20 protein-coding genes are annotated in these 21,501 nt (G+C 52.9%); 18 read left to right on the top strand and 2 right to left on the bottom strand.

What is annotated here, in order from left to right; all coding sequences use genetic code 11:
- Positions 1-199 precede the first annotated feature (199 nt).
- Together QZQ46_RS09810 and QZQ46_RS09805 are read left to right on the top strand one after the other, a co-directional pair.
- Positions 200-1,123 (top strand): alpha/beta hydrolase, encoded by a 924-nt coding sequence (locus QZQ46_RS09810; protein WP_296829389.1) that lies wholly within the window; start codon positions 200-202, stop codon positions 1,121-1,123.
- Between the two features lie 61 nt (positions 1,124-1,184).
- Positions 1,185-2,429 (top strand): zinc ribbon domain-containing protein, encoded by a 1,245-nt coding sequence (locus tag QZQ46_RS09805; protein ID WP_296829386.1) that lies wholly within the window; start codon positions 1,185-1,187, stop codon positions 2,427-2,429.
- Between the two features lie 57 nt (positions 2,430-2,486).
- Here QZQ46_RS09805 and QZQ46_RS09800 read toward each other — a convergent pair whose 3' ends face one another.
- Positions 2,487-4,652 carry a Tex family protein gene (locus QZQ46_RS09800; protein WP_296829383.1) on the bottom strand — a complete coding sequence of 722 codons (2,166 nt, stop codon included), beginning with the start codon at positions 4,650-4,652 and terminating at the stop codon, positions 2,487-2,489.
- A gap of 210 nt (positions 4,653-4,862) precedes the next feature.
- On the opposite strand from QZQ46_RS09800, the gene QZQ46_RS09795 reads away from it, so the two are divergent.
- The 11 genes from QZQ46_RS09795 (at position 4,863) to thiF (ending at position 16,264) form a co-directional block, all read left to right on the top strand.
- Positions 4,863-5,273 (top strand): Fur family transcriptional regulator, encoded by a 411-nt coding sequence (locus QZQ46_RS09795; RefSeq protein ID WP_296829381.1) that lies wholly within the window; start codon positions 4,863-4,865, stop codon positions 5,271-5,273.
- Between the two features lie 114 nt (positions 5,274-5,387).
- Positions 5,388-6,224, top strand: a complete 837-nt coding sequence (locus QZQ46_RS09790; protein WP_296829376.1) for a deoxyribonuclease IV — start codon at positions 5,388-5,390, stop codon at positions 6,222-6,224.
- A gap of 22 nt (positions 6,225-6,246) precedes the next feature.
- On the top strand, positions 6,247-7,398 hold the full coding sequence (locus tag QZQ46_RS09785) for an exonuclease SbcCD subunit D (RefSeq protein ID WP_296829373.1): 1,152 nt from the start codon (positions 6,247-6,249) through the stop codon (positions 7,396-7,398).
- A complete protein-coding gene (locus tag QZQ46_RS09780) occupies positions 7,395-10,439 on the top strand; it encodes an SMC family ATPase (protein WP_296829370.1) in 3,045 nt (1,014 codons plus the stop codon). Before QZQ46_RS09785 ends, QZQ46_RS09780 begins: the two co-directional genes overlap by 4 nt.
- 84 nt (positions 10,440-10,523) lie before the next feature.
- Positions 10,524-11,006 carry a YbaK/EbsC family protein gene (locus QZQ46_RS09775; RefSeq protein WP_296829367.1) on the top strand — a complete coding sequence of 161 codons (483 nt, stop codon included), beginning with the start codon at positions 10,524-10,526 and terminating at the stop codon, positions 11,004-11,006.
- A 16-nt stretch (positions 11,007-11,022) separates the two neighbouring features.
- Positions 11,023-11,388: a VOC family protein gene (locus tag QZQ46_RS09770; RefSeq protein ID WP_225069926.1), complete on the top strand. Its 366-nt coding sequence runs from the start codon at positions 11,023-11,025 to the stop codon at positions 11,386-11,388.
- The gene (locus QZQ46_RS09765) at positions 11,388-12,098 is read left to right on the top strand and encodes a tRNA threonylcarbamoyladenosine dehydratase (RefSeq protein ID WP_296829362.1); all 711 of its coding nucleotides are present in this window, start codon (positions 11,388-11,390) and stop codon (positions 12,096-12,098) included. The genes QZQ46_RS09770 and QZQ46_RS09765 overlap by 1 nt, the downstream gene beginning before the upstream one ends.
- A gap of 260 nt (positions 12,099-12,358) precedes the next feature.
- The gene (gene nrdD / locus QZQ46_RS09760; protein ID WP_296829359.1) at positions 12,359-14,509 is read left to right on the top strand and encodes an anaerobic ribonucleoside-triphosphate reductase; all 2,151 of its coding nucleotides are present in this window, start codon (positions 12,359-12,361) and stop codon (positions 14,507-14,509) included.
- A gap of 13 nt (positions 14,510-14,522) precedes the next feature.
- Positions 14,523-15,029, top strand: a complete 507-nt coding sequence (gene nrdG, locus QZQ46_RS09755; RefSeq protein WP_296829355.1) for an anaerobic ribonucleoside-triphosphate reductase activating protein — start codon at positions 14,523-14,525, stop codon at positions 15,027-15,029.
- A 149-nt stretch (positions 15,030-15,178) separates the two neighbouring features.
- On the top strand, positions 15,179-15,352 hold the full coding sequence (locus tag QZQ46_RS09750; protein ID WP_176698850.1) for a hypothetical protein: 174 nt from the start codon (positions 15,179-15,181) through the stop codon (positions 15,350-15,352).
- Between the two features lie 114 nt (positions 15,353-15,466).
- Positions 15,467-16,264 carry a sulfur carrier protein ThiS adenylyltransferase ThiF gene (gene thiF / locus QZQ46_RS09745; RefSeq protein ID WP_296829352.1) on the top strand — a complete coding sequence of 266 codons (798 nt, stop codon included), beginning with the start codon at positions 15,467-15,469 and terminating at the stop codon, positions 16,262-16,264.
- On the opposite strand, the gene QZQ46_RS09740 is transcribed toward thiF, so the two are convergent.
- Complete coding sequence (locus QZQ46_RS09740; RefSeq protein ID WP_296829348.1) at positions 16,236-17,120, bottom strand: LysR family transcriptional regulator; 885 nt, start codon at positions 17,118-17,120, stop codon at positions 16,236-16,238. The two genes, thiF and QZQ46_RS09740, sit on opposite strands and share 29 nt — an antisense overlap.
- 112 nt (positions 17,121-17,232) lie before the next feature.
- On the opposite strand from QZQ46_RS09740, the gene QZQ46_RS09735 reads away from it, so the two are divergent.
- From QZQ46_RS09735 to QZQ46_RS09715, 5 genes are all read left to right on the top strand, one after another.
- Positions 17,233-18,108, top strand: coding sequence for a DMT family transporter (locus QZQ46_RS09735; protein WP_296829345.1), 876 nt, complete (start codon positions 17,233-17,235; stop codon positions 18,106-18,108).
- A gap of 470 nt (positions 18,109-18,578) precedes the next feature.
- A complete protein-coding gene (locus QZQ46_RS09730; RefSeq protein ID WP_296829341.1) occupies positions 18,579-19,205 on the top strand; it encodes a hypothetical protein in 627 nt (208 codons plus the stop codon).
- Positions 19,206-19,292: 87 nt separating this feature from the next.
- Positions 19,293-19,619, top strand: a complete 327-nt coding sequence (locus tag QZQ46_RS09725; protein WP_296829338.1) for a hypothetical protein — start codon at positions 19,293-19,295, stop codon at positions 19,617-19,619.
- A 43-nt stretch (positions 19,620-19,662) separates the two neighbouring features.
- Positions 19,663-20,292, top strand: a complete 630-nt coding sequence (locus QZQ46_RS09720; RefSeq protein ID WP_296829335.1) for a sugar O-acetyltransferase — start codon at positions 19,663-19,665, stop codon at positions 20,290-20,292.
- A 232-nt stretch (positions 20,293-20,524) separates the two neighbouring features.
- Positions 20,525-21,073, top strand: coding sequence for a hypothetical protein (locus QZQ46_RS09715; RefSeq protein ID WP_296829332.1), 549 nt, complete (start codon positions 20,525-20,527; stop codon positions 21,071-21,073).
- The last annotated feature ends 428 nt before the right edge of the window (positions 21,074-21,501 follow it).

The following is a 21,501-nucleotide window of genomic DNA, read 5'->3' as shown; positions in this document are numbered from 1 at the left end:
TCATGTATAGGGCGAACGCTCTATCGTGGGTTCAAATCCCACGCTCTCCGCCATACGACGCGTTGAAGGACTGTCACATGATATTCATGAGGCAGTCTTTTTTTGTTGCCTAAAAAAGGAAAAGATGCTTGAAAACCCTGTTCACAGGCCGATTCTTTTATGATAAAATTATGAACCATAACAGAGGGAAAGAAGGCTTATGATGAGTGCTATCAAAAGGGAAGTGGCAGCCTTTATCGCTGACCACCAAAACAATCATTTTGTCATGACGCCGGTGACGATGCGTGAAAGCTCGATCGAGACGGCTCTCGCGCAGATGCTGCCGAAGGTGGAAATGGAAGAGATCGTCGACGGCGTCCTTGACGGCTGCCGGGATTATCCGGTGCCGGTCCGGGTCTATATTCCTCATCGGCGCCGACCCTTACCGGTTCTCATCTATTACCACGGCGGCGGCTTTGCCATCGACGGCGTTTTCGTCTATGATCCCGTCTGCCGCCGAATTGCCGAGGCGACGGACCATATCGTCATCGCTCCGGAATACCGCCTGGCTCCGGAAAATCCTTATCCGGCGGCCTATGACGATGCCCTGGATGCGGCCCGCCAGGCCCTTCCTTTCTTGAAGGCCGAGGGAATCGAGTATGAAGCCGATGTGACCTTATGCGGCGACAGTGCCGGCGGCTGTTTGACGGCCTTTGTCAGCCAGACTCTGCAGCATGATACAGACTTTCCCTTGAGCCATCAGATTTTGATCTATCCTTTGCTGGACTTTACCGGCTCATTTCCGTCGTGTCAGGAAAACTGCTGCGACCAAACGGGCTTTACGGCAGCCAAGATGAAGTGGTACTTCGACCAGTTTTTCCGCGGTCATGACGATAAAAGGGCGGCATCGCCGCTTTTTGGCGAACTGTCTCCGGACATGCCGGCGACCTTTGTCGTTACGACGTCTTTTTGCCCCTTCCATGACGAAGGATTGGACTATATCCGCCGTCTCCATGCCGTCGGTATTCGGGCTGAGACCTATAATTACGACAATATGGTTCATTCCTATCTCAACTTTGAAAAAATTTGCTATAATGAAATATGTGATACCTATGAACGCATGGCAAAGTTTTTGCATGATTGACAGGAATTGCTTATAATAGAAACAAAAAGTCTGCTTGTGTATACGGAAAGGATGTGCCAGTATGAAAAAACGTCTTTGCCCGGAATGTGGTAAATGGGTTGAAGTGGATGGGCAATTTTGTCCGTTTTGTGGGGCAGAACTCCCTAAAATGGACGCTGATGAACCGATTATCGACGAAGAACCGGCTATTGAGGAAGAACCGGTTATCGACGAAGAAACGGGGACGGAAACCTTTGATCACGAACGGGGAGAAGCGCAGGAACCGGCAGGGGCCATCGATCTCAGCGAACTGCCGCCTGTCCCGCCGAGTCGGCCGACACCGCCGCCATTTCAGGAAAAGCCCTTCTATGTTCGCCACGGCAAAGCCATTGCAGGCATTATTTTGGCCTTGATTGTCGTCATTGCCGGAGCCATCGGCATGCATTTTTACGGCCTCCATCAAGATGACTATACGAAAGACGCCGTCGCCCTCTCACAGCAGCTGACGACGGAAAATGAGTCGGTGACCGATGCGGCCAAGCTCCTCAGCCAGCAGGGCCAGGGAAGCGGCTCTGAGTCACTGATCAAGACCTTGGAGACGAGCCGGGCTAACGTGGAAAAGATTGCCAAGAACTACCAGCCCCAGAAAGTGCCTGACCAGTATGCCAGTGACGATCAGGCCATCCATGAAGTCATGCGCAATCAGATGGCCCTGTACGACAAGGCCATTGCCATCGCTAAGGCCCCGACCGATGCTGCTGTCAACGATAAGCTGAACGACATGCTCACTCAGTCCCAGAATGCCAAGAAGATCGCCCGGACGATCCAGATTCCCGGTGCCGACTTTACGGCAGCCGTCGACGATGATGCCGCTGTTTCGTACCTCGAAAAATACGTGGCAAAAGTAAAGAAGGATGAGGAAGAAAAGAAGGCCAAGGAAAATCCGGACAAGCAGATCCTCTCATCCTACGCCAGCAGCAAGGACTTGTTCAATGACGATATCAATAAGCTCACCGACGATATCAACGAATATTTGAAGGACCACAAGGATTTCAAGGGCAACCGGGAATTTACGGCGCGAGCCAATGCTTTGTACGTCCAGATTTCCAAGACCCGCAGTCAGCTTGAAAGCGACTCGTCCATCGAAAATGTCGCTATGAAGTATAAACTCGACGCCTTGCTCAAGGCCGAACAGGACCGGCTCCGCGGCCTCTATGACGGCGTCAGCGCCAGCCAGAACGGGAATGACTATCGCCCGGGCTTCCAGCGCGGCCAGGCAGCGACTGACCGTTATGACAAATTGAATAAAGAGTGGAACAGCCTGTAAGGACTGATCTATAAAAAAGAGGTTCAGCGATATCGATGATCGCTGAACCTCTTTTGGTTATTGCTTCACTTTTTTCATGGACAAGCCGATGCGGCCGCGGTCGGCATCGACGCTAATGATTTCTGCATTGACGATGTCGCCGGCGTGGACGATGTCCGTCGGGTGACGGAAAGGATGGGTGCTAAGCTGAGAGCGGTGGACCAGGCCCGGCGTCTTGATGCCGAAATCGACGAAGGCGCCGAAGTCGACGACGTTCTGGACCGTGCCGCGGACGACGGTTCCGACCTTGAGGTCCGACAGGGAGATGATGTGGCTGCGGGTCAAGGGTTTGGGGAATTCACTGCGGACGTCGCGGCCGGGCTTGCGCAGTTCTTCAAGGATATCCTTGATGGTCGGCTCACCGGCGCCGAGGGAGGCCGCCAGTTTCGGTGCGGCGTTGCACTGGATCTTATCCCGCAGGCCGGCCAGTTTTTCCGGCTCCTTCAAATCGTCGCGGGTCAGGCCGTACTGACCGGCAATTTGAGCGGCCAGTTCATACGATTCGGGATGGACCGACGTGTTGTCCAGCGGTTCCTGACCGTCTTTAATGCGCAGGAAGCCGGCGCACTGGGTAAAGGTCGCCGGTCCCAGACGGGGGACGCTGAGCAGTTCCTGGCGGTTTTTGAAGGGCCCCTTTTCGTTGCGGTAGGCGACGATGTTGCCGGCTGTCGAAGCCGTAAGACCGGCGATGTGCTGGAGCAGGGCGGCTGACGCCGTATTGAGGTCGACGCCGACGTAGTTGACGACGGACGTGACCGTCTGATCGAGGGCCGACGACAGATCCTTTTGGTTGACGTCATGCTGGTACTGGCCGACGCCGATGGAGCAGGGATCGATCTTGACCGATTCAGCTAAGGGGTCCTGGATGCGGCGGGCAATGGAAACGGCGCCGCGGATGGTGACGTCCAGGTCGGGCAGCTCTTCCCGGGCCAGTTCCGACGCCGAGTAGACCGAAGCCCCGGCTTCGTTGGTGATGACGTAGCGGCAGGTCAGGTGGTAGTTTTCGATGAGCTGGGATACGAATTGTTCCGTTTCGTACGACGCCGTCCCGTTGCCGATGGAAATGAGGGTGACGCCGTGGCGGCGGATCATGTTGGCCAGCTCCTTGGCGCTCTTTTGTTTCTGCTGTTCCGAGTGGGTCAGGTAATAGGTTCCGTGATCGAGGACCCGGCCGGTGGCACTGATGACCGCTGCCTTGCAGCCCGTGCGAAAACCGGGGTCGAGGCCTAAGATGATTTGCCCTTCAAAAGGCGGCTGCAAGAGGAGATGACGGAGGTTTTCGGCAAAGACGTCGATGGCCTGTTTTTCGGCCTGAGCCGTCAGTTCATTGCGGATTTCCCGGTCCATTTGCGGGAAAATCAGCCGTTTGTAGCTGTCGGCGGCAGCATTGCGGATGATGTCTTCATAAGGAGAATGGCGCTCAATGACCAGATGGCAGAGCATGTCGATGTGCTGGTCCGTCGGTTCTTTTATGGAAACTTTTAATTTCTTTTCATTTTCGCCGCGGTTGATGGCCAAGATGCGGTAGCTCGGCATCTGGGTGATGCGCTCGCTGAAGTCGGCATAGGTCAGCATGGGGCCGGCCTCTTTTTCGTCGACTTGGAGGGTGCAGGTAAGGCGTGCCTTTTGCCAGAGACTGCGGCGAAGTTTTTGGCGAAAGTCAGCCCGTTCGGAAAATCGTTCGGCTAAGATGTTGGCTGCGCCCTGGATGGCGTCTTCAATGGTGGGCACCTCTTCATTGAGGAAGGGTTTTGCCGCTTCTTCCGGTGCCGGGCCCTTGGGGTTTTGATCGGCAAAGAGGAGGGCTAAGGGCTCGAGGCCGGCGTCGCAGGCCATGGAAGCCTTGGTCCGCTTCTTCGGCTTATAGGGCAGGTAGATGTCTTCTACTTCCTGAAGCTGACGGGCGGCTTCTAAGGCTTTTTCTAATTCGTCGGTCCAGCGCCCCTGATCTTCAATCGATTGGCGGACCGTTTCCTTGCGGCTGGCCAGGGCCTGTTCATAGGCATATTGTTCCTGGATGCAGCGCAGTTGGACTTCATCCAATGTTCCCGTCGCTTCTTTTCGATAGCGGGCGATGAAGGGAATCGTATTTCCTTCGTCCAAAAGGGACAGGGCGGCCTGAACCTGCTGCGGACGGACGCCGAGGGTGCGGGCAATTTCAATAATCATCGTTTCGTCAGTCATGGATTCATTCCCTCCCATAAAAGTACAGTCAAGATTGCTTATTTTGTAAGAGAAACTTTACACAAGTCATTGAATTTTTTCTTAATAACCGTTACAATATAATATAGGATATTCTATTTTTTTGACCATGTAAGTTACTCATGTAAGTTCATGTGGAATAAAGCTAGAATGTCTTATTATACCATACTTTTCAAAGAAAGGGGGATAAAAATGGAAATTGCTGAAGTTTTGCGAAAAAACGGTTATAAAGTCACACCGCAGCGGCTGGCTGTTTATGAGGCGATCATTCACAACCCGATGCATCCCAATGCCGAAGCTATTTACAAAACCTTACAGCCGAACTACCCGTCTATGAGTATGGCCACGGTATATAAAACCATGGAAATTTTTGCTAAAATAGGTGTCGTACAAGTCTTACAATGTGCAGAAGATGCCCATCGTTATGATTATAACACGAACCCTCACGCTCATATTCGATGTGAGAAGTGCAACCGCGTCATGGATATCGACTTGGATCAAAAGCATCTGAGTCAGTTGGCTGCCGAACAGACTGGTTTTACGGTCAATGGTGTAAGTGTTTCGTTTGTCGGTGTTTGCCCGAAATGCCGGGAAAAGTCGTAAATTTTTAATGTTGTGGGATTCGTATTCGCTGCTGCCGCACGAGACCTGTCGGTTTTGTGCGGCAGTATTTTTATATATAATGGTGTATATCTGAACGAAAAGAAAGGAAAGTCTATGTTACATATTGGTTGTCATCTGTCGGTTTCACAAGGATTTTTGCACATGGGTGACGAAGCTTTATCTATAGACGCCGATACCTTCCAGTTTTTTTCCCGCAATCCTCGCGGCAGCAAGGTGAGAAAACTCGATATCGACGATATGGAAGCTTTGAATCAGCTCATGGCAGCACACGATTTTGCCCCCATATTGGCCCATGCGCCCTATACTTTAAACGGCTGCTCTCAGACCGAGAAGACCCGGGAGTTTGCCCGTCAGGCCATGGCCGATGACCTGCGCCGCCTGGAATACCTCGACAACTGCCGCTATAATTTTCATCCCGGAAGCCACGTCGGACAGGGCCCGGAAAAGGGCATCGACCTCATTGCCGAGATGCTCAACAGCTGCATGTTTGCCGGTCAGAAGACGACGGTCCTCTTAGAGACCATGGCCGGCAAGGGGACGGAAGTCGGCCGGACCTTTGAAGAATTGGGGGCCATCATCGATAAGGCTGTCATGAATGATAAAATCGGCGTCTGCCTCGATACATGCCACGTCTTTGACGGGGGATACGACATCGTCCATCATTTAGACGACGTCCTTTCGACCTTCGATAAGATCATCGGCCTCGACCGGTTGAAGGCCGTCCATATAAACGACAGTAAGAATGAACTGGCCAGCCATAAGGACCGCCACGAAAAAATCGGCGAAGGCCATATCGGCATTGAAGCCTTTACGGCCATCGTCAATCATCCGGCCCTGCGGGCCCTGCCTTTTTATTTGGAAACGCCCAATGAGCTCGACGGCTATGCCCGGGAAATTGCACTGCTTCGCTCACTTCAGACTCCGGAATAGAAGTAGATAAAGGGGACTTTTTATGCGTATACTACACACTGCCGACTGGCACTTAGGAAAATTGTTTTATGGCTCGTACTTGACGGAAGAACAGGATTATGTCCTGAAAACTCAGTTCCTGCCCCTCATCAAAGACGAGGGCATCGACGCCGTCGTCCTTTCAGGGGACGTCTACGACCGAAGCCTGCCGCCGACGGAAGCCGTGGCTCTCTTCGATGAGATCGCTACGAAGATTACCGATGAACTGAAGGTGCCTTTCCTGGTCATCAGCGGCAACCATGACAGTGCGGCCCGCCTGTCCTTTGCCAGCCGGCTGTTATCTTCCCGAGGGCTGTATATTGCCGGCGAATTGGAACGCATGACAGGACCCGTCTTGTTAGAAGATGAAGCGGGCCCGGTGGCCTTCTTACTGGCACCCTATGCCGAGCCGGCGACGGTCCGCCATTTCCTCGGCGATGAAAATATTCGCAGCCATCAGGAGGCCTTGGCGGCCCTATTGTCGTGTCAGGGTGAAAAGATTCCTCGCGGTGTGCGAACGGTCTGCGCTGCCCATGCCTTTGTGTCCGGCGGCCTTGCCGGTGACTCCGAACGGCCTCTGTCCATCGGCGGTACGGACCAAGTCGCCAGTGACCTCTTTACGCCTTTTTCTTATACGGCCCTGGGCCATCTCCACGGACCCCAGCAGATTACGGAGCCGACCATACGCTATGCCGGAAGCCTGCTGAAATACTCCTTTGGCGAAGCCCGGCAGAAAAAAGGGGCCGTCGTCGTCGACCTCGATGGAGCCGGCAAGGCAAATCCCGTCTTTCATGAATTTTCGCCTCGTCACGACGTGCGCATCGTCAGAGGTTCTTTTGCGGACCTCATGGCCGCTCCCGACGACCGGACCGATGATTTCATCCTGGCAAGGCTGTCGGACGATCAGCCGATCCTCGACGGCATGGCCAAACTGCGGCGCAAATATCCCAACGCCATGGCCCTTGAAATGCCCAACCGCAATACCGAAGCCGGCGGGCAGCGGGATTTTAACCTCAGACAGTCGACGGGACAGGAACTCTTTGACAGCTTCTCCAAGGCCATGCGGCCCGACCAGCCTTTGACTGAGGCTGAAGAAAAATGTGTCCGCCAGTTGTGGGAAGAGCTGGAAAAACGTGAACAAGGGGGCTTATCATGATTCCCATTTATTTAGAAATGAAGGCCTTTGGCCCTTATGCCGGGACGGAAATCGTCGATTTTCAGAAATTGAAGGACCATAAACTGTTTCTCATCTACGGACCGACCGGGTCCGGTAAGACGACCATCCTCGATGCCATCTGTTACGCCCTCTACGGCAGTACCAGCGGCGACGTCCGTACCGGGGCCTATATGCGAAGCGAGTATGCCACGCCCGATGAGCCGACGTCCGTCTCCTTTCGCTTTGCCATCGGCCGGAAATACTACCGCGTCTACCGCAGTCCGGAACAGCAGATTGCCAAGAAAAGAGGCGACGGCTTGAAGAAGGCCTCAGCTCAGGCTGCTTTGTATGAAACCGATGCCGACGGAGGCGATGAAAAGCTCTTAGCGGCTAAAAATGTCAATGCTGCCGTCGAAGGGCTGTTAGGCTTTAAAGCCGATCAGTTCCGACAGGTCGTCCTCCTGCCGCAGGGGGACTTTCGAAAACTCCTCTTGGCGAACTCCGGCGAGCGTCAGCAGATCATGCAGACCTTATTTCATACGCAGCAGTATGCCAAACTGCAGGCCCTGGCCAAAGAACGCCATGACGAGCTGGAAAGCCGCCATGAACAGGTAGCCCGCGATCGGGAACAATGTTTGCTCAATCTCGGCATTGACGATGAAGAAAAGCTTCCGGAACGCGAGCAGGAATTTCGGAATCAGGAAGCTTCCGTGTCTGAAAAGTGGCACAAAGCCGAAGGTGAGCGCAGTGCTCGGCAGAAAGAATTTCAGGCAGCCCAGGCCTTGGAAGCCCACTGGAAACTCTGGGAGCAGAAACGACAGGAAGTAGCCGATCTCGACGGTCAGGCCGGCGTTTTTCAAGATAAGCGAAATAAGATTGACGTCTTGCGAAAAGCCGAGGTCTTAGCCGAACCCTGCCGCCATCTCGATGAGTTGGAACGGGAAGGGAAGGCTGCCGCCAAGGCCGCCGATAAGGCCAATGAAGCGGCACAGCAGGCCGCTGCCGACCTGAAGGCCGCCAAAGAGCAGATGGAAAAACTTTCTAAGCAGGAAGGGGCCTATAAGGCAGCCGGTGAAGAACAGGTACGGCTGACGGGCCTCAAGGACAAGGCCGATTCCTATTACGATCACTGCCTGCTGGTTAAGAAACTGAATGGGGAAGCTGCTTTTTCCGAACAGGAATGGACTAAGGCCAGAGCCCGAAAGGAAACGGAAAAGGCGGCCTTAGAGAAAGCTCGGGAAGCCCTTTCGACGCTGGCCGATAAAGCGCTGTTGGCTGAACAGGTAAAACAGCAGTGCCAAGCCTTGACGGATCACGTTTCTCGGGAAAAAGAAGCTGCAGACTTGTCCCTTCAAAAAGAGGACAGCCTGAAACAGTGGCAGCACCTTCAGTCGGCCTTCGAAAAAGCCGCTCAGCGCGCGCGGGATGAGCGCGTAGCCTATGAAAGCGTCCGGGCTGCATTCTTACAGGGGCAGGCGGCCATTTTGGCGGCAGACCTTGCCGACGGCATGCCCTGCCCGGTCTGTGGGGCCACGAACCATCCCATGCCGGCCGTTCCCATCGATGATTTGCCAACGCGGGACGACGTCGAACGGCGGCAAAAAGCGGCCGAAAAGAGCGAGCAGGAGCGGCAGCAGCTGGAAGTCGATACCAAGGCTGCCGAAACGGCTTATAAAGCCTTAGAAGGTCAATACGACCGCCTCCGGCAGCAGTATCCGCAAAGAGCTTCCTTAGAAGATTTGGAAGCTCAATTGAAATCGGCCTTGAAGCAGCAGACGGACCTTAAAAAGGTCCTTTCCGAGGGAGACCGCCTTCGTAAGGACGCCGCCGATGCTGAAGCGAAACTTCGTCAATGGGAAGGCCGCGAAGAAGCGGCCCGCAAGGCGATGGAAGAAGCGAAGACCAAGGCCGTCAAAGCCGGCGAAACCCAGGCCCATTTGGAAGCGGAACTGCCCGAAGCCTATCGCGATCCCAAGGCGCTCAGCCGTCGTCTGGCCGAGTTGACGCAGCACCTTAAAGACTATGAAGAAACCCTTCAGAAAAGCCGGGACCATCTGGTAAGCTGCGAACGCCAAGGGGCTCAGCGTCAGGAAGAAGCCCGGAGCCTCACCCAGCAGGTCCTGACCCTGCGCAGTCGATTCAAACAGGACTATAACGACTTGGGCCAACGGGTATTAGCAGCGGGCTTTGCCTCCGTTCGTGCCTGCCGGGACGTGCAGCCGTCAGTAAAGGACATTCCCGTCCTGGAAGGCGAAGTCCGTCAATATGAGACCAAGCTGCAGCAGGTACGAGGCCAGCTCGAACAGGAAAACGCAGCCATTGACGGCAAGCCCCGCCCCGACGTCTCGGCTTTAGAGAAAATCTTGGCCGATGCCGAAAAGACGAGCCGCGACCTTGCCGAAGAAAGGGGACGCCTGTCGGCAACCTTTTCCCAGTGGCAGCAGGAAAAGAAGAAGCTCTTAGCCCTCGGTAAGGATGAAGCCGATCTCGTCGAAGCCTATAAGACCGTCGGCGCCGTCTACGACCTCATTGCCGGCAAACAGACGGGCATCAACTTCGAGCGCTACGTCTTAGGGGCCCTCCTCGACGACGTCTTGGCTGCCGCTAATGAACGGCTCCAGGCCATGAGCCGTCAGCGCTACAGCCTGCAGCGTTCCCAAAGCTGGGACGATAAACGGGTCAAGCAGATCGGCCTCGACATCGAAGTCTATGACAACTATACGGGCTATGCCCGGCCGGCCAACACCTTGTCCGGCGGCGAAACCTTCTTGTCCTCTCTGGCTCTGGCCCTGGGGCTGGCTGACGTCGTCCAAGCCTATTCCGGCGGCATCCATCTCGATGCCATCTTCATCGACGAAGGCTTCGGCACCCTCGACAGCGAAACCCTGGATTACGCCTTAAAGACCTTAGCGTCCCTTAGAAGCGGCGGCCGCCTGGTGGGCATCATTTCCCACGTGCCGGAATTAAAAGAACGGATTGACGCCCGCCTGGCCATTCACAAGACCGATCGGGGCAGTACGTCGTCCTTTGAATTTTCCTAAGGCCTGTCCTTATAGTTCAATATATATTTGTTGAATCGACAGAAAAAGTATATAATAAAGCATAATCGAGAGAGGGGGGACGGAATGTCCATTCAAAAAGTACGCGACTATTTTTCCCAATGGGGGCTGGAAGACAAGGTCATGGAACTGACCGCGTCGAGCGCCACTGTCGAAGAAGCAGCGGCAGCCCTTCATACCGAAGGCCGGCGCATTGCCAAGACCATGTCCTTTCAGGTAGGCGAACAGCCGATCCTCATCGTCTTTGCCGGTGATGCCCGCGTGGATAACCGCAAGTTCAAAGATCGATTTCATAAAAAGGCGTCCATGATCAAACCGGACGAGGTCGAAGCCGTCATCGGCCATCCCGTCGGCGGCGTTTGTCCCTTTGCTATCAATCCCGGTGTCGACGTGTATCTCGATGAATCACTCAAGCGTTTTCAAACTGTCTTTCCGGCCTGCGGTACGGGCAACAGCGCCATCGAACTGACCCTGGACGAGCTGATGACCTATTCTAAGGCTCTTGAATGGGTCGACGTGTCAAAAGGCTGGCAGGAAGAAAGCATTTAACAAAGGGGGTTACACCATGCAGTTTACGTTTAAACATACGAATTTTAATGTATTAGATCTCCAGCGCAGCATGGACTTTTATAAAGAAGCATTGGGCCTGACCGAAGTCCGCCGCATTGAAAATCCCGATTTCACCATCGTCTACCTCGGCGACGGCGTTACGGGCTTCCAGTTGGAATTGACCTGGCTCAAAGACCGTAAAGAACCGTACAACCTCGGCGACAACGAATTCCATACGGCCTTTGCCGTCAAGGATATGGACGCTGCCTTGGCCAAACATAAAGAAATGGGCTGCGTCGTCTATCAGAATCCGGCCATGGGCATCTACTTCATCGTCGATCCCGACGGTTACTGGCTGGAAATCATTCCGGAGCGTTCCTAATGAAGAAAGAATATACTCAGCGGACGGCACGCCTCATCGGCCAGGAAAAAGTAGATGAACTCAATACCAAGAAGGTCCTCGTATTCGGCGTCGGCGGCGTCGGTTCGGCCGTCGTCGAAGCCTTAGGCCGGGCCGGGGTCGGCCATCTCATCTTAGTCGATGCCGACGTCTTTGATCCGTCGAACCTTAACCGCCAGTTAGGAGCGACCGTCGAAACCATCGGCCGCCCGAAGGTAGAGGTCATGAAGGAACGGCTCTTGACCATCAATCCCGATATCGACGTTGAAACCCATGCCACCTTCTACTTGCCTGAAAGTCACCAGGGCTTCATTGCCAAGTCCGGTGCCGACTACGTCGTCGATGCCATCGACACGACCAGTGCCAAGATCGCCATCATTGACGAAGCCTACCACAGCGGGATTCCCGTCGTCTCCTCCATGGGGGCCGGCAACAAGCTCCATCCGGAGTACTTCCAGCTCGACTACATCGAAAAGACGACCGTCGATCCTTTGGCCAAGATCATGCGCCGCGAATTGAAGAAGCGCCGCATCCGCCGCATCAAAGTCGCCTACTCGACGGAAGCGCCCCGTACGCCCATCTCGGACAGTGAAGAAGTCCGTCCCAGTCCGGGCAGCATATCCTTCGTGCCGGCCACAGCCGGTATGATTTTAGCGGGAGCCGTCATCCGCGATCTTCTCGATTTGGCATAAAAGAAAATTTTACCCATATTATACACAAGGGCTGCGACCGAAACGTCGCAGCCTTTTTTACGGTATTTTCACGGAATTTCGGCGATTTTGATAAGTATCGGAGCATACTTGTCCACAACATGATAGAGTATTGATACGTTGACACGACCTACTATATATAGTATCATAAATCTTGTAAATATTGGCCCCGAAATCGCATATATTGTGGGATACGCGGGACTTGTGGACATTTTCATACAATATACTGTGGAGGTAGACATATGCTGGAAGTAATCAAGAGAAACGGACAAAAAGTGCCCTTTGACAAGGACAAAATCACGATTGCCATCGAAAAGGCCATGAACAGCAGCAGCGGCGTTTATGAAGAAGGCCAGGCTGCTAAGATTGCAGGTGAAATCGAAGCATATGCCGGTTCCATCCATAAGAATATGACGATTTACGCCATCGAAGATCAGGTCTATTATCGACTCTTGAAGTACAACAATCCGGCTACGGCCAGAGCTTATGAAAACTATAAAGCCATTCAGGCTTTTAAGCGTCAGACCAACACGACGGACAGCGACGTTTTCGGCCTGTTGAACAATACCAACTTAGAAGTCTTGAATGAAAACTCCAATAAGAACGGCCACGTCGTTTCGACGCAGCGCGACCTCATTGCCGGCGAAGTATCGAAAGACATCGCCCGCCGCAAATTGATCCCTGCCGACATCGTCCAGGCTCACGACAGCGGTGCCATCCATTTTCACGACATGGACTACATCATTCAGCCCATGTTCAACTGCTGTCTTATCAACCTCGAAGACATGCTGGCCAACGGTACGGTCATCAACGGCAAGAAAATCGACACGCCGAAGTCCTTCCAGGTAGCTTGTACGGTAACGACGCAGATCATCGCCCAAGTCGCCAGCGGCCAGTACGGCGGCCAGTCCATCAACGGCATCGACCGCATCCTGGCGCCTTACGTCCGCAAGTCCTTCAAAAAATACATGAGCGCCGTCGTCGAAGAACAGCGCGAAGTCTACGGCATCGAACCGGATATGGAAAAGGCCGAAGAAATCGCCTGGAAACGGACGAAGAAAGAAATCAAAGACGGCATCCAGACCATTCAGTATCAAATCAACACCCTCATGACGACCAACGGCCAGGCTCCGTTCGTCACCTTGTTCATGTATTTCCAGCCCGATTACGAATACGCCAAGGAAGCGGCCCTCATCGATGAAGAGCTCTTGCGTCAGCGCATTCAGGGCATTAAGAATGAAGCCAACGTCTACGTCACGCCGGCCTTCCCGAAACTGATCTACGTCCTCGATGAACACAACGTCAGCGAAGGCAGCCCTTACTTCTATTTGACTAAACTGGCTGCGGAATGCACGGCCAAGCGGATGTATCCCGACTATATTTCCGCCAAGAAGATGCGCGAATCTTATGAAGGCAACGTCTTCAGCCCCATGGGCTGCCGCTCCTTCTTGAGCCCTTGGAAGGATGCTCAGGGCAATTACAAATTCGACGGCCGCTTCAACATGGGCGTCGTCTCCCTGAACCTGCCCCAGATCGGGATCCTCGCCGACGGCGACGAAGAAAAATTCTTCCAGATCCTCGACAAACGTCTGGAACTGTGCAAAAAAGCACTCCTCCTTCGCGTCGAATTACTGAAAAAGGTTACGTCCGACGTCTCGCCGATCCACTGGCAGTACGGCGCCATTGCCCGCCTCCAGCCCGGTGAAACGATCGAAAAATTCATCTACGGCGGCTACGCAACCCTGTCCTTAGGCTACATCGGCATGTACGAAGCGACGGTACTGACCAAGCACTGCTCGCACACGACGCCGGAAGGCCGCAAGTTTGCCATGCGCATTATGGATGACCTCAACGCCCATATTCAGCAGTGGAAGAAGGAAACGAATATCGGTTTTGCCCTCTACGGCACGCCGGCAGAAAACCTGACCAACCGCTTCTGCAAGATCGATAAGGCCCGCTTCGGCTCCATCGCCAACGTCACCGACAAAGATTACTACACCAACAGCTATCACGTCGACGTCCGCGAACCGATCAACGTCTTCGATAAATTCTCCTTTGAAGCCGATTTTGAAGATAAATCGACGGGCGGCTGCATCAGCTATGCCGAAATCCCCAATATGGTCCATAACGTACCGGCTGTATTGACCATGATCCAGTACATTTACGACCACATTGCCTACGGCGAATTCAATACCAAGCTCGACTACTGCCACGAATGCGGCTTTGACGGCGAAATCATCCTCAACGACGACAACCAGTGGGAATGCCCGCGCTGCCATAATCAGGACCGCAACAAACTGACGGTCATTCGCCGGACCTGCGGCTACTTGGGCGAAAATTTCTGGAATGAAGGGCGGACACAAGAAATCAACAACCGTGTCCTCCATATATAAGAGGTGACTTTCTTTGCATTATGCACAGATGAGACAGTATGACATTGCCAACGGGCCCGGCATCCGCTCGACCCTCTTCGTGACGGGCTGCTCGCGTGGCTGCTTCAATTGTTTCAACCCGGAATACCAAAATGCTAAGTTCGGCCAAGAGTGGACCGAAAAGGAAACGAAACAGCTCCTGTCCTGGCTTCAGGCGCCGACCAACAGCGGTCTGACCCTCCTCGGCGGTGAACCGATGGAAAATACGGAAGGCCTGACGCCCTTAGTGAAGGAAATCAAAGAAGCCATGCCGGATAAATCCGTTTGGGTCTACTCGGGCTTCACCTACGATGAAATCGTCGGGGATCCGCAAAAAAAGGCCCTTCTCGACCAGTGCGACGTCCTCGTCGACGGCCCCTTCGTCGACGCTTTGAAAGACCCGGGACTCTATTTCAGAGGCTCGTCGAACCAGCGCATCATCGACCTTCAGAAGACGCGTGAGTCCGGTGAGATTACCCTCGTATGGCCTGACGGTCGATAATCTGCCTTTTCCGGATTTTTACCATAAAGAGTAATGATTATTGGCTAATATGATTTACACCATAAGCCTTTCTTGATATAATAAGTATAAATAGACGTTCTTATTTCCTTGCATTAGTAACGTCATACAGACGTTGAGGGGGGCTTATTATGGTAGTCGATTCCGTTAAAAAATTAAAAAATGTCGTCAGCGAAGTTATGAAAGGCTATACCAGCAATTCGACAGGCGGATGCTGCGGCGTGTCCCTTCCGCCGGAAGAACAGCGCGAGCTGAAACGGCTGAAAGAAGGCGCACAGGCAGATAAGGCTGAAAAGAAAGATTGACACCTGCGATAAAAACGAGTACACTACAAGCATAGAATGCAAACGCACGACGGGGACACCACTCAAGGTGTCAGGCGTCGTGCGTTTTTATTTTGCTCACGAGAGGTGGATACGATGCAATTATTATTGAATGGGGCCCGCGTCGACGGCCCGTGGTCTTCGTTAGAAGAATTGAAACATGCCCATGGCAAGGGCCAGGAAATCACCATCGTCAACGGCTTTGCGACGACAGAAAATTTGCCTTTAAAAGACGGCGATGAAATCTATTTTATCCCGAAAGACCGGCTGCCGCCGAAAGAAGCTTTGGAGGCTATGATGTGTTCCCGCCATACGCCGAAAGTCCATGAAAAGGTCAGTGCCGGTCGGGTTGCCATCTGCGGTCTCGGTGGCCTTGGTTCCAATGCAGCCGTCTATTTGGCCCGCACCGGCGTCGGGCACCTGCACCTCATCGACTTCGATACCGTCGATGCCAGCAACCTGAACCGCCAGTCCTACATGGTCCGCGACCTCGGTCAACGCAAGACCGATGCCCTGGCCCGGCAGATTGCCGATATCAATCCCTTTATCAACGTCCGCACGGACTTCGTGCGCATGACCGAAGACAATACGGCCGACCTCTTACGGGATGACCAAATCGTCTGTGAAGCCTTCGACAACCCCGATGCCAAGACGATGCTGGTCCACACCGTGTTGGAACAGTGTCCCGATAAATATATCGTCTCCGCTTCCGGCATGGCCGGCTACGGCGACAGCAACGAGATTCAGACCAAGAAAATCATGGACCGTTTTTACGTCTGCGGCGATCAGACGAGAAACGCCAAACCCGGCCGAGGCCTCATGGCGCCCCGCGTTGCCATCTGTGCGGCCCACGAAGCCAATCTCATCATTCAGCTCCTGGTAGACGTTTTGTAATCTCTTTGGCGTAATGGGCAAATTTTCGGACGGCAGGGGAGGCGGCGTTGCCGGGAAGAACGGCGATGCCGAGGGTAATCGATGCTGGCGGATCGAGGGGCAGAAGGACCGCTGACGTCACTCGTTTCCGGGTAATGAGGCGGTTCATGATACAGATGCCGAGCCCTTCTTCGACCATTGAAATAGCAGCTCCATTCTCCAGCGTCGTATAACCGATACGAGGCTGGAGATTATTTTTTTTCAGCAAGTGCAATACGTCGTCATCTTTTCCGAGAGCCGGCATGATGACCGTCTCTTCCTGGCAGCGGGAAAGAGGGTAGGGCCCGTTGGGCGCCAGGTCATGATCGGGCGGGACGGCGGCGACCATTTCATCGTCAGAAAGGGGAATCCAGTCGTAAGGCATGGGTTCTTGATAGCTGAGAAAACCGATGTCGGCCGCGCCGTTGTCGAGCCAGGCCGTGACTTCCTGACGGATGCCTTCCATCAAATGGATCTTGATTTGGGGGTAATCTTTTTGGAAGCGGCCGATAACCCGAGGCAGCCAGTGCGTGGCTATACTGGAATAGGCGGCGATGTTGAGGCTCCCTGTCAGCAGGCCGCGGATGTCTGACGAAACCTCGTCAATCCGTTTCTCTTCGGCCAGGAGCTGACGGGCCAGGGGCAGGATGATGTCACCGTTTGGCGACAAGGTGACGCCATGGCGGCTGCGGAGAAACAAGGGGAAGCCGAGTTCTTTTTCGAGGGCGGCCACGAGCTGACTGACGCCGGACACGGTGTAGTCCATTTCTTTGGCGGCCGCGGCAAAGCTGCCTCCTTCGGCGGCGGCTAAAAAGGCTTTATAACGAGCAGTATCCATGGGACCTCCTTACCTTATTCATTAAGTAATACTATATAAAACATGAAAGAATTATAGATTTACTTAAGTATAACAGCTGACTATAATAATGTACATAGAAGGAGGGATTCTGATGAAGGTCAACGGAAATGGACAGGTCATGCTGGCCGGTATCTTATGGGGGACCATCGGCATCTTTATTTGGTATATGGAAAGGGCCGGCGCATCTGTCGAATGGATCAGCTTCTTACGAGTATTTTTTTCGTGGCTCATCTTAGTGGCCTTCGTCTGTTGGCGAAGCGGTCCGGCTTCGATGAAGGTGACGCCTAACATCATGGCCTACTGCGCCCTGTTAGGCCTCATCTGTCACGGTATCTATAATATTTTTTACAGCCTGGCCGTCACCTCCATCGGTGTGTCCCTCAGCGCCGTCCTGCTCAATGTGGCCACCGTTTTTACGGCCGTCTTTTCAGCCCTCTTCTTTCAGGAAAAGATTACACCCTTAAAGGGATTGGCCCTGGCCATCAACATCGTCGGCTGCGTCCTGGCCGTTACCGGCGGAACCTTCGACTTGGCCAATCTTTCCCTGTGGGGCCTTGGCTGGGGAATCATAGCCGGTCTCTGTTATGGCCTGACGGCTATTATCGGCAAGGTCGCAGGTCACGGTACCGACGCCTTCGTCATGAGCCTGTGGAGTTTCTTTTGGGCTGCCATCTGCCTCTTCGGTTGGATACTTTGGCAAGGAGGGCTCATGGTCATGACGCCGTCCATTTTGGGAATGGGCTTTTTCTATGCCCTTATCCCGACCGTCCTGGGCTATATCCTGTATTACCTGGGCCTTCAGCAAATCGATGACCTGAGTAAAGTCCCCGTCCTGGCCTCCTTAGAAACAGCCGCGGCCGTCATCCTGGGCATGAGCCTCACCGGCGACATCCTGAACCTGACGAACCTTGTCGGCATCGCCCTCATCATAGCCTCTCAGTGGCTGATCGGGAAAAGCCGCCAATAATCGCTGTATTAGCGATACGATAAAACGGAGGATTTCAAAGGTTTGCGATAGGGAGTTTTACGAAAAATTCTGAAAAAATAAAACATACACCTTCAAGAAGCGGAATCCTTCCCTTTGAGGGAGACGCAATAAAAAGAGCCGATACGGACATGGGGCAGTGATGTCTGCATCGGCTTTTTTGATTGTAAGGAAGATACACGTCTTCTTTGGTAAAAGGGATTAAAAATCACTTTTCCGGAATATTCGCGGACTCTTGGTTTAGCCATGAAGAAGCTCCTTTGGCAGCGGCTGGAAGATTTTCCTGATTATTGATGATTACCCTCATACAAGCCCTGCGAATACAACAAGGGGCGCGGCTTTGTATCTGTAAATCGCATTGCCGGCCGGCAGGATTTTTTCTGCGACTGTCGAAATGTTTGAAGTATATGAGTCGTGACGAGGGGGTTATTTTTTAGCGAAAGAGGTGGATGATGGTGTTTCGGAAAGTGGTACTCCTGTTGATGATGCTGGCCTTTTACAGTATGAGCGTTTTGGCCGGGAATATGGTTGAGGTGGATCGTGCCGTGCTGAAAATTCCCAAGACGGCTAATCTATCGACGCACGTCGATTTTTATGAGGGCAAGCAGATGGTGCGCTTTGCCGGCGGCCGGGTATACGGCGATAAGTCCGTTCATTTCATGTGCATCAATAAGGGCGGTTCTAAGAAAGGCGATGTCGTCTGGTGGTCCATGGATACGCCCCTGGAATCTCCTGATGCCTACAGGGCCTTTACTATTGTTCAGTATAAAGATGAAGCGACGGGCCGCTATTTTTATGGAATCTTGTGCTGGAACTCGATGGATACCCGCTATCGAAGCTACCTATTGGGCCTTAATAAAGACAGGACCAAGATGAACGAATATATCAACAGCGATAATTTTAGGGAGCACCGCGAGTTACAATTGCAATCAGGCCTCTTTGAAAAGGGAGGTTCACTCTATGTGTGGTTCATCGATTGGAATGTGATAGAGCAGGTTCCGCCTGTCTATTATAAATTGAAGTGGTCTGACGCCAATCAATGGGTCGGTTATGATTATCTCGGTACGCAGAAGCCGTGATGCGGCAATGTTTCGGGCTTGCCCGGATTTTACGGAAGGCAGCACGGATGCGGACAGGGACAGACATTTTGGAAAAGAGGGGATTTTATGATAAGATACATTCTTCGGGCCGGCATCCTTTCCATGGCCTTACTGATCGGGAGCATAGCCTCGGCCTATCATGCCGACCTGACGTCGGCCGTCAACCTCGGCATGGTGAAATCCTACAGCCGTTCGGCCATTAACGTCATCGATGATGACGGCGCTGTCTATACCTTTATCTATGACAATCGCCCCGATTCGGACTGGGGCTTTTGGAAGCAGGAAGACGATGACCATTGGCATCAATGGGCCTTCGGCGTGCAGCAGCCGTCTCATCTGGAAGAGCTGGCCAGCTGCGGTTTTTATGCTTTGAAGGATTTGGGGAAATTGTAATCCTTTTGCAAGGCGCTGAAAATGAGGAAGGAAATGATAGGTAATGAATCAGATGGAATGGGAGCGCATGATGGCTCAAAAATTGTATAATCCTTTTGCCGTAGGGGACGGGAGTTTTGAGCGCGTCCATGCGGCACAGCGCCGTTTCAATGCCTCCGATGACTTGAATGACCGCGAAGCATTTGAAGAGCTGAAGAAGTGTTTTGCCGAGGCTCCCGATGACATGGTCTTGTTGGCGCCGGTCTACTTCGACCACGGCGACCGCATCCGCTTTGGCCGCCACTTCTTCGCCAATACAGGGCTCACCATTTTAGACGAGCATTACGTCACCTTTGGAGACAACGTCTTTTTGGCTCCTCACGTCAGTATTTATACGGCAGGTCATCCCATCGATGCCGAAGTGCGCAATACCAACCTCGAATATGCCAAGCCTGTCACCATCGGTTCTGACGTCTGGATCGGCGGCAACGTCGTCATCAACCCCGGCGTCACCATCGGCGACGACGTCGTCATCGGCTCAGGCTCTGTCGTGACCCATGACATCCCAAGTCACGTCATCGCAGCCGGAAACCCTTGCCGCGTCATCCGGCCCATTACGGAAAAAGATCATGATAACTGGCATAAACAGTGGGACGAATATAAAAAAGCAGCGGCGACATATCTTTTGCGATAATCCCGTAAAGACTTGGAAGATTGAAAAGGTATTTTTTACGTCATCTGATGACCATATAAACATCTCTTGATGTGTGAAACGTGGACGGCTGTAATGCATCCGGTCTGTCTGCAGCAAGGCTTTACGCAATCATGTTCAGGATAAAGAGGGGAATTTGGGGCCCATCCGGTTCGTGTTGCTGTATAAGAAGTGCTGCATCAAGATGCATATTTACTAAAAGGGTTGTGATACTATGAATTTGAAGCGGTTATTCCACACCTTCCTGATGACGGTCCTGGTCCTGTCGGCAGGTGTTGCCGGCGCCAATGGCAATGGGGCCTTGCACGAGACCGAAGGAACAATGGTCTTTCCGGCTGAACTTCGGAAAGAACTGGTGCCGGCCGTATCGAATGCTCCTATCGAGGACGTCATCGGCCGCGAACTGGAGATACCTGCCAGTCAGCAAAAACAGACTTCCTATTACTACCGGTATATGGATCTCAATGACGACGGTGTCACCGATGCCTTAGTCCTCGCCGTAGGACCTTATACATCCGGCAGCGGCGGCAACACCATGTTTTGGCTCTTGCCGGATAAAAAAGGAAAGTGGAAGATTCAGCAGAAATGGACCCTAATCCAGACCCCGGTCCTGATGACCGAAAATAACGTAAATGGCTACAGAGGACTCGTCGTCCATCGCTCCGGCGGCGGAGCTACTCCGGCCTGGATTCTCCTGACCTATCAAAACGGGCAGTACACAACCGTGAATGACGGCATCATCCTGCCCTTTACGAAGAAATAATCATAGGGGCTCATTCTCCCGGATGGGATGAAATTTCCGTGTCTGTTAAAATATCATAGAAATGACCTGAAAGATGATAGGAACAACTCGGTTGCCTTCAATATAAAATCCGCCCGCACCCCTTACAGATGGCGTAATTATGCCATCTGTAAAGGGTGCTGTTAAGAACCCTAATCCCCGAAAGGGGACGGCTACGCTTGTGGAATTGTAATGGCCATTACAATTTCTGGTGTTAAGGTTTTCCCGCTTATTTGAAGCTGATTTTTAGACGTGAAAAAGCCGTGGATTTTTATGAATCCATGGCTTTTTATCTTTCTATTTAGGTTTCGATTGCCTTGCTATCGCGGCTTATTTATAAGCCGGTTCCCATTTATAGGCTTTGATGCAGGCTTCGGGATCGGAGACGTCGTTTCTATTCAAGCCTTCTT

This window comes from uncultured Megasphaera sp., from assembly GCF_900539295.1.
Classification (GTDB): domain Bacteria; phylum Bacillota; class Negativicutes; order Veillonellales; family Megasphaeraceae; genus Megasphaera.
The sequence above is the reverse complement of the archived record's forward strand: the minus strand, read 5'-3'. Positions and strand labels throughout refer to the sequence as shown.

What these genes read in the sequence shown, in the direction of transcription:
- QZQ46_RS09725 (WP_296829338.1), top strand. Translation starts at nt 19,293, where the DNA reads ATGATAAGATACATTCTTCGGGCCGGCATCCTTTCCATGGCCTTACTG.
- QZQ46_RS09810 (WP_296829389.1), top strand. Translation starts at nt 200, where the DNA reads ATGATGAGTGCTATCAAAAGGGAAGTGGCAGCCTTTATCGCTGACCAC.
- thiF (WP_296829352.1), top strand. Translation starts at nt 15,467, where the DNA reads ATGCAATTATTATTGAATGGGGCCCGCGTCGACGGCCCGTGGTCTTCG.
- QZQ46_RS09730 (WP_296829341.1), top strand. Translation starts at nt 18,579, where the DNA reads ATGGTGTTTCGGAAAGTGGTACTCCTGTTGATGATGCTGGCCTTTTAC.
- QZQ46_RS09735 (WP_296829345.1), top strand. Translation starts at nt 17,233, where the DNA reads ATGAAGGTCAACGGAAATGGACAGGTCATGCTGGCCGGTATCTTATGG.
- nrdD (WP_296829359.1), top strand. Translation starts at nt 12,359, where the DNA reads ATGCTGGAAGTAATCAAGAGAAACGGACAAAAAGTGCCCTTTGACAAG.
- QZQ46_RS09790 (WP_296829376.1), top strand. Translation starts at nt 5,388, where the DNA reads ATGTTACATATTGGTTGTCATCTGTCGGTTTCACAAGGATTTTTGCAC.
- QZQ46_RS09800 (WP_296829383.1), bottom strand. Translation starts at nt 4,652, where the DNA reads ATGACTGACGAAACGATGATTATTGAAATTGCCCGCACCCTCGGCGTC.
- QZQ46_RS09795 (WP_296829381.1), top strand. Translation starts at nt 4,863, where the DNA reads ATGGAAATTGCTGAAGTTTTGCGAAAAAACGGTTATAAAGTCACACCG.
- QZQ46_RS09785 (WP_296829373.1), top strand. Translation starts at nt 6,247, where the DNA reads ATGCGTATACTACACACTGCCGACTGGCACTTAGGAAAATTGTTTTAT.
- QZQ46_RS09805 (WP_296829386.1), top strand. Translation starts at nt 1,185, where the DNA reads ATGAAAAAACGTCTTTGCCCGGAATGTGGTAAATGGGTTGAAGTGGAT.
- QZQ46_RS09720 (WP_296829335.1), top strand. Translation starts at nt 19,663, where the DNA reads ATGAATCAGATGGAATGGGAGCGCATGATGGCTCAAAAATTGTATAAT.
- QZQ46_RS09765 (WP_296829362.1), top strand. Translation starts at nt 11,388, where the DNA reads ATGAAGAAAGAATATACTCAGCGGACGGCACGCCTCATCGGCCAGGAA.
- QZQ46_RS09775 (WP_296829367.1), top strand. Translation starts at nt 10,524, where the DNA reads ATGTCCATTCAAAAAGTACGCGACTATTTTTCCCAATGGGGGCTGGAA.
- QZQ46_RS09715 (WP_296829332.1), top strand. Translation starts at nt 20,525, where the DNA reads ATGAATTTGAAGCGGTTATTCCACACCTTCCTGATGACGGTCCTGGTC.
- QZQ46_RS09780 (WP_296829370.1), top strand. Translation starts at nt 7,395, where the DNA reads ATGATTCCCATTTATTTAGAAATGAAGGCCTTTGGCCCTTATGCCGGG.
- QZQ46_RS09740 (WP_296829348.1), bottom strand. Translation starts at nt 17,120, where the DNA reads ATGGATACTGCTCGTTATAAAGCCTTTTTAGCCGCCGCCGAAGGAGGC.
- QZQ46_RS09770 (WP_225069926.1), top strand. Translation starts at nt 11,023, where the DNA reads ATGCAGTTTACGTTTAAACATACGAATTTTAATGTATTAGATCTCCAG.
- QZQ46_RS09750 (WP_176698850.1), top strand. Translation starts at nt 15,179, where the DNA reads ATGGTAGTCGATTCCGTTAAAAAATTAAAAAATGTCGTCAGCGAAGTT.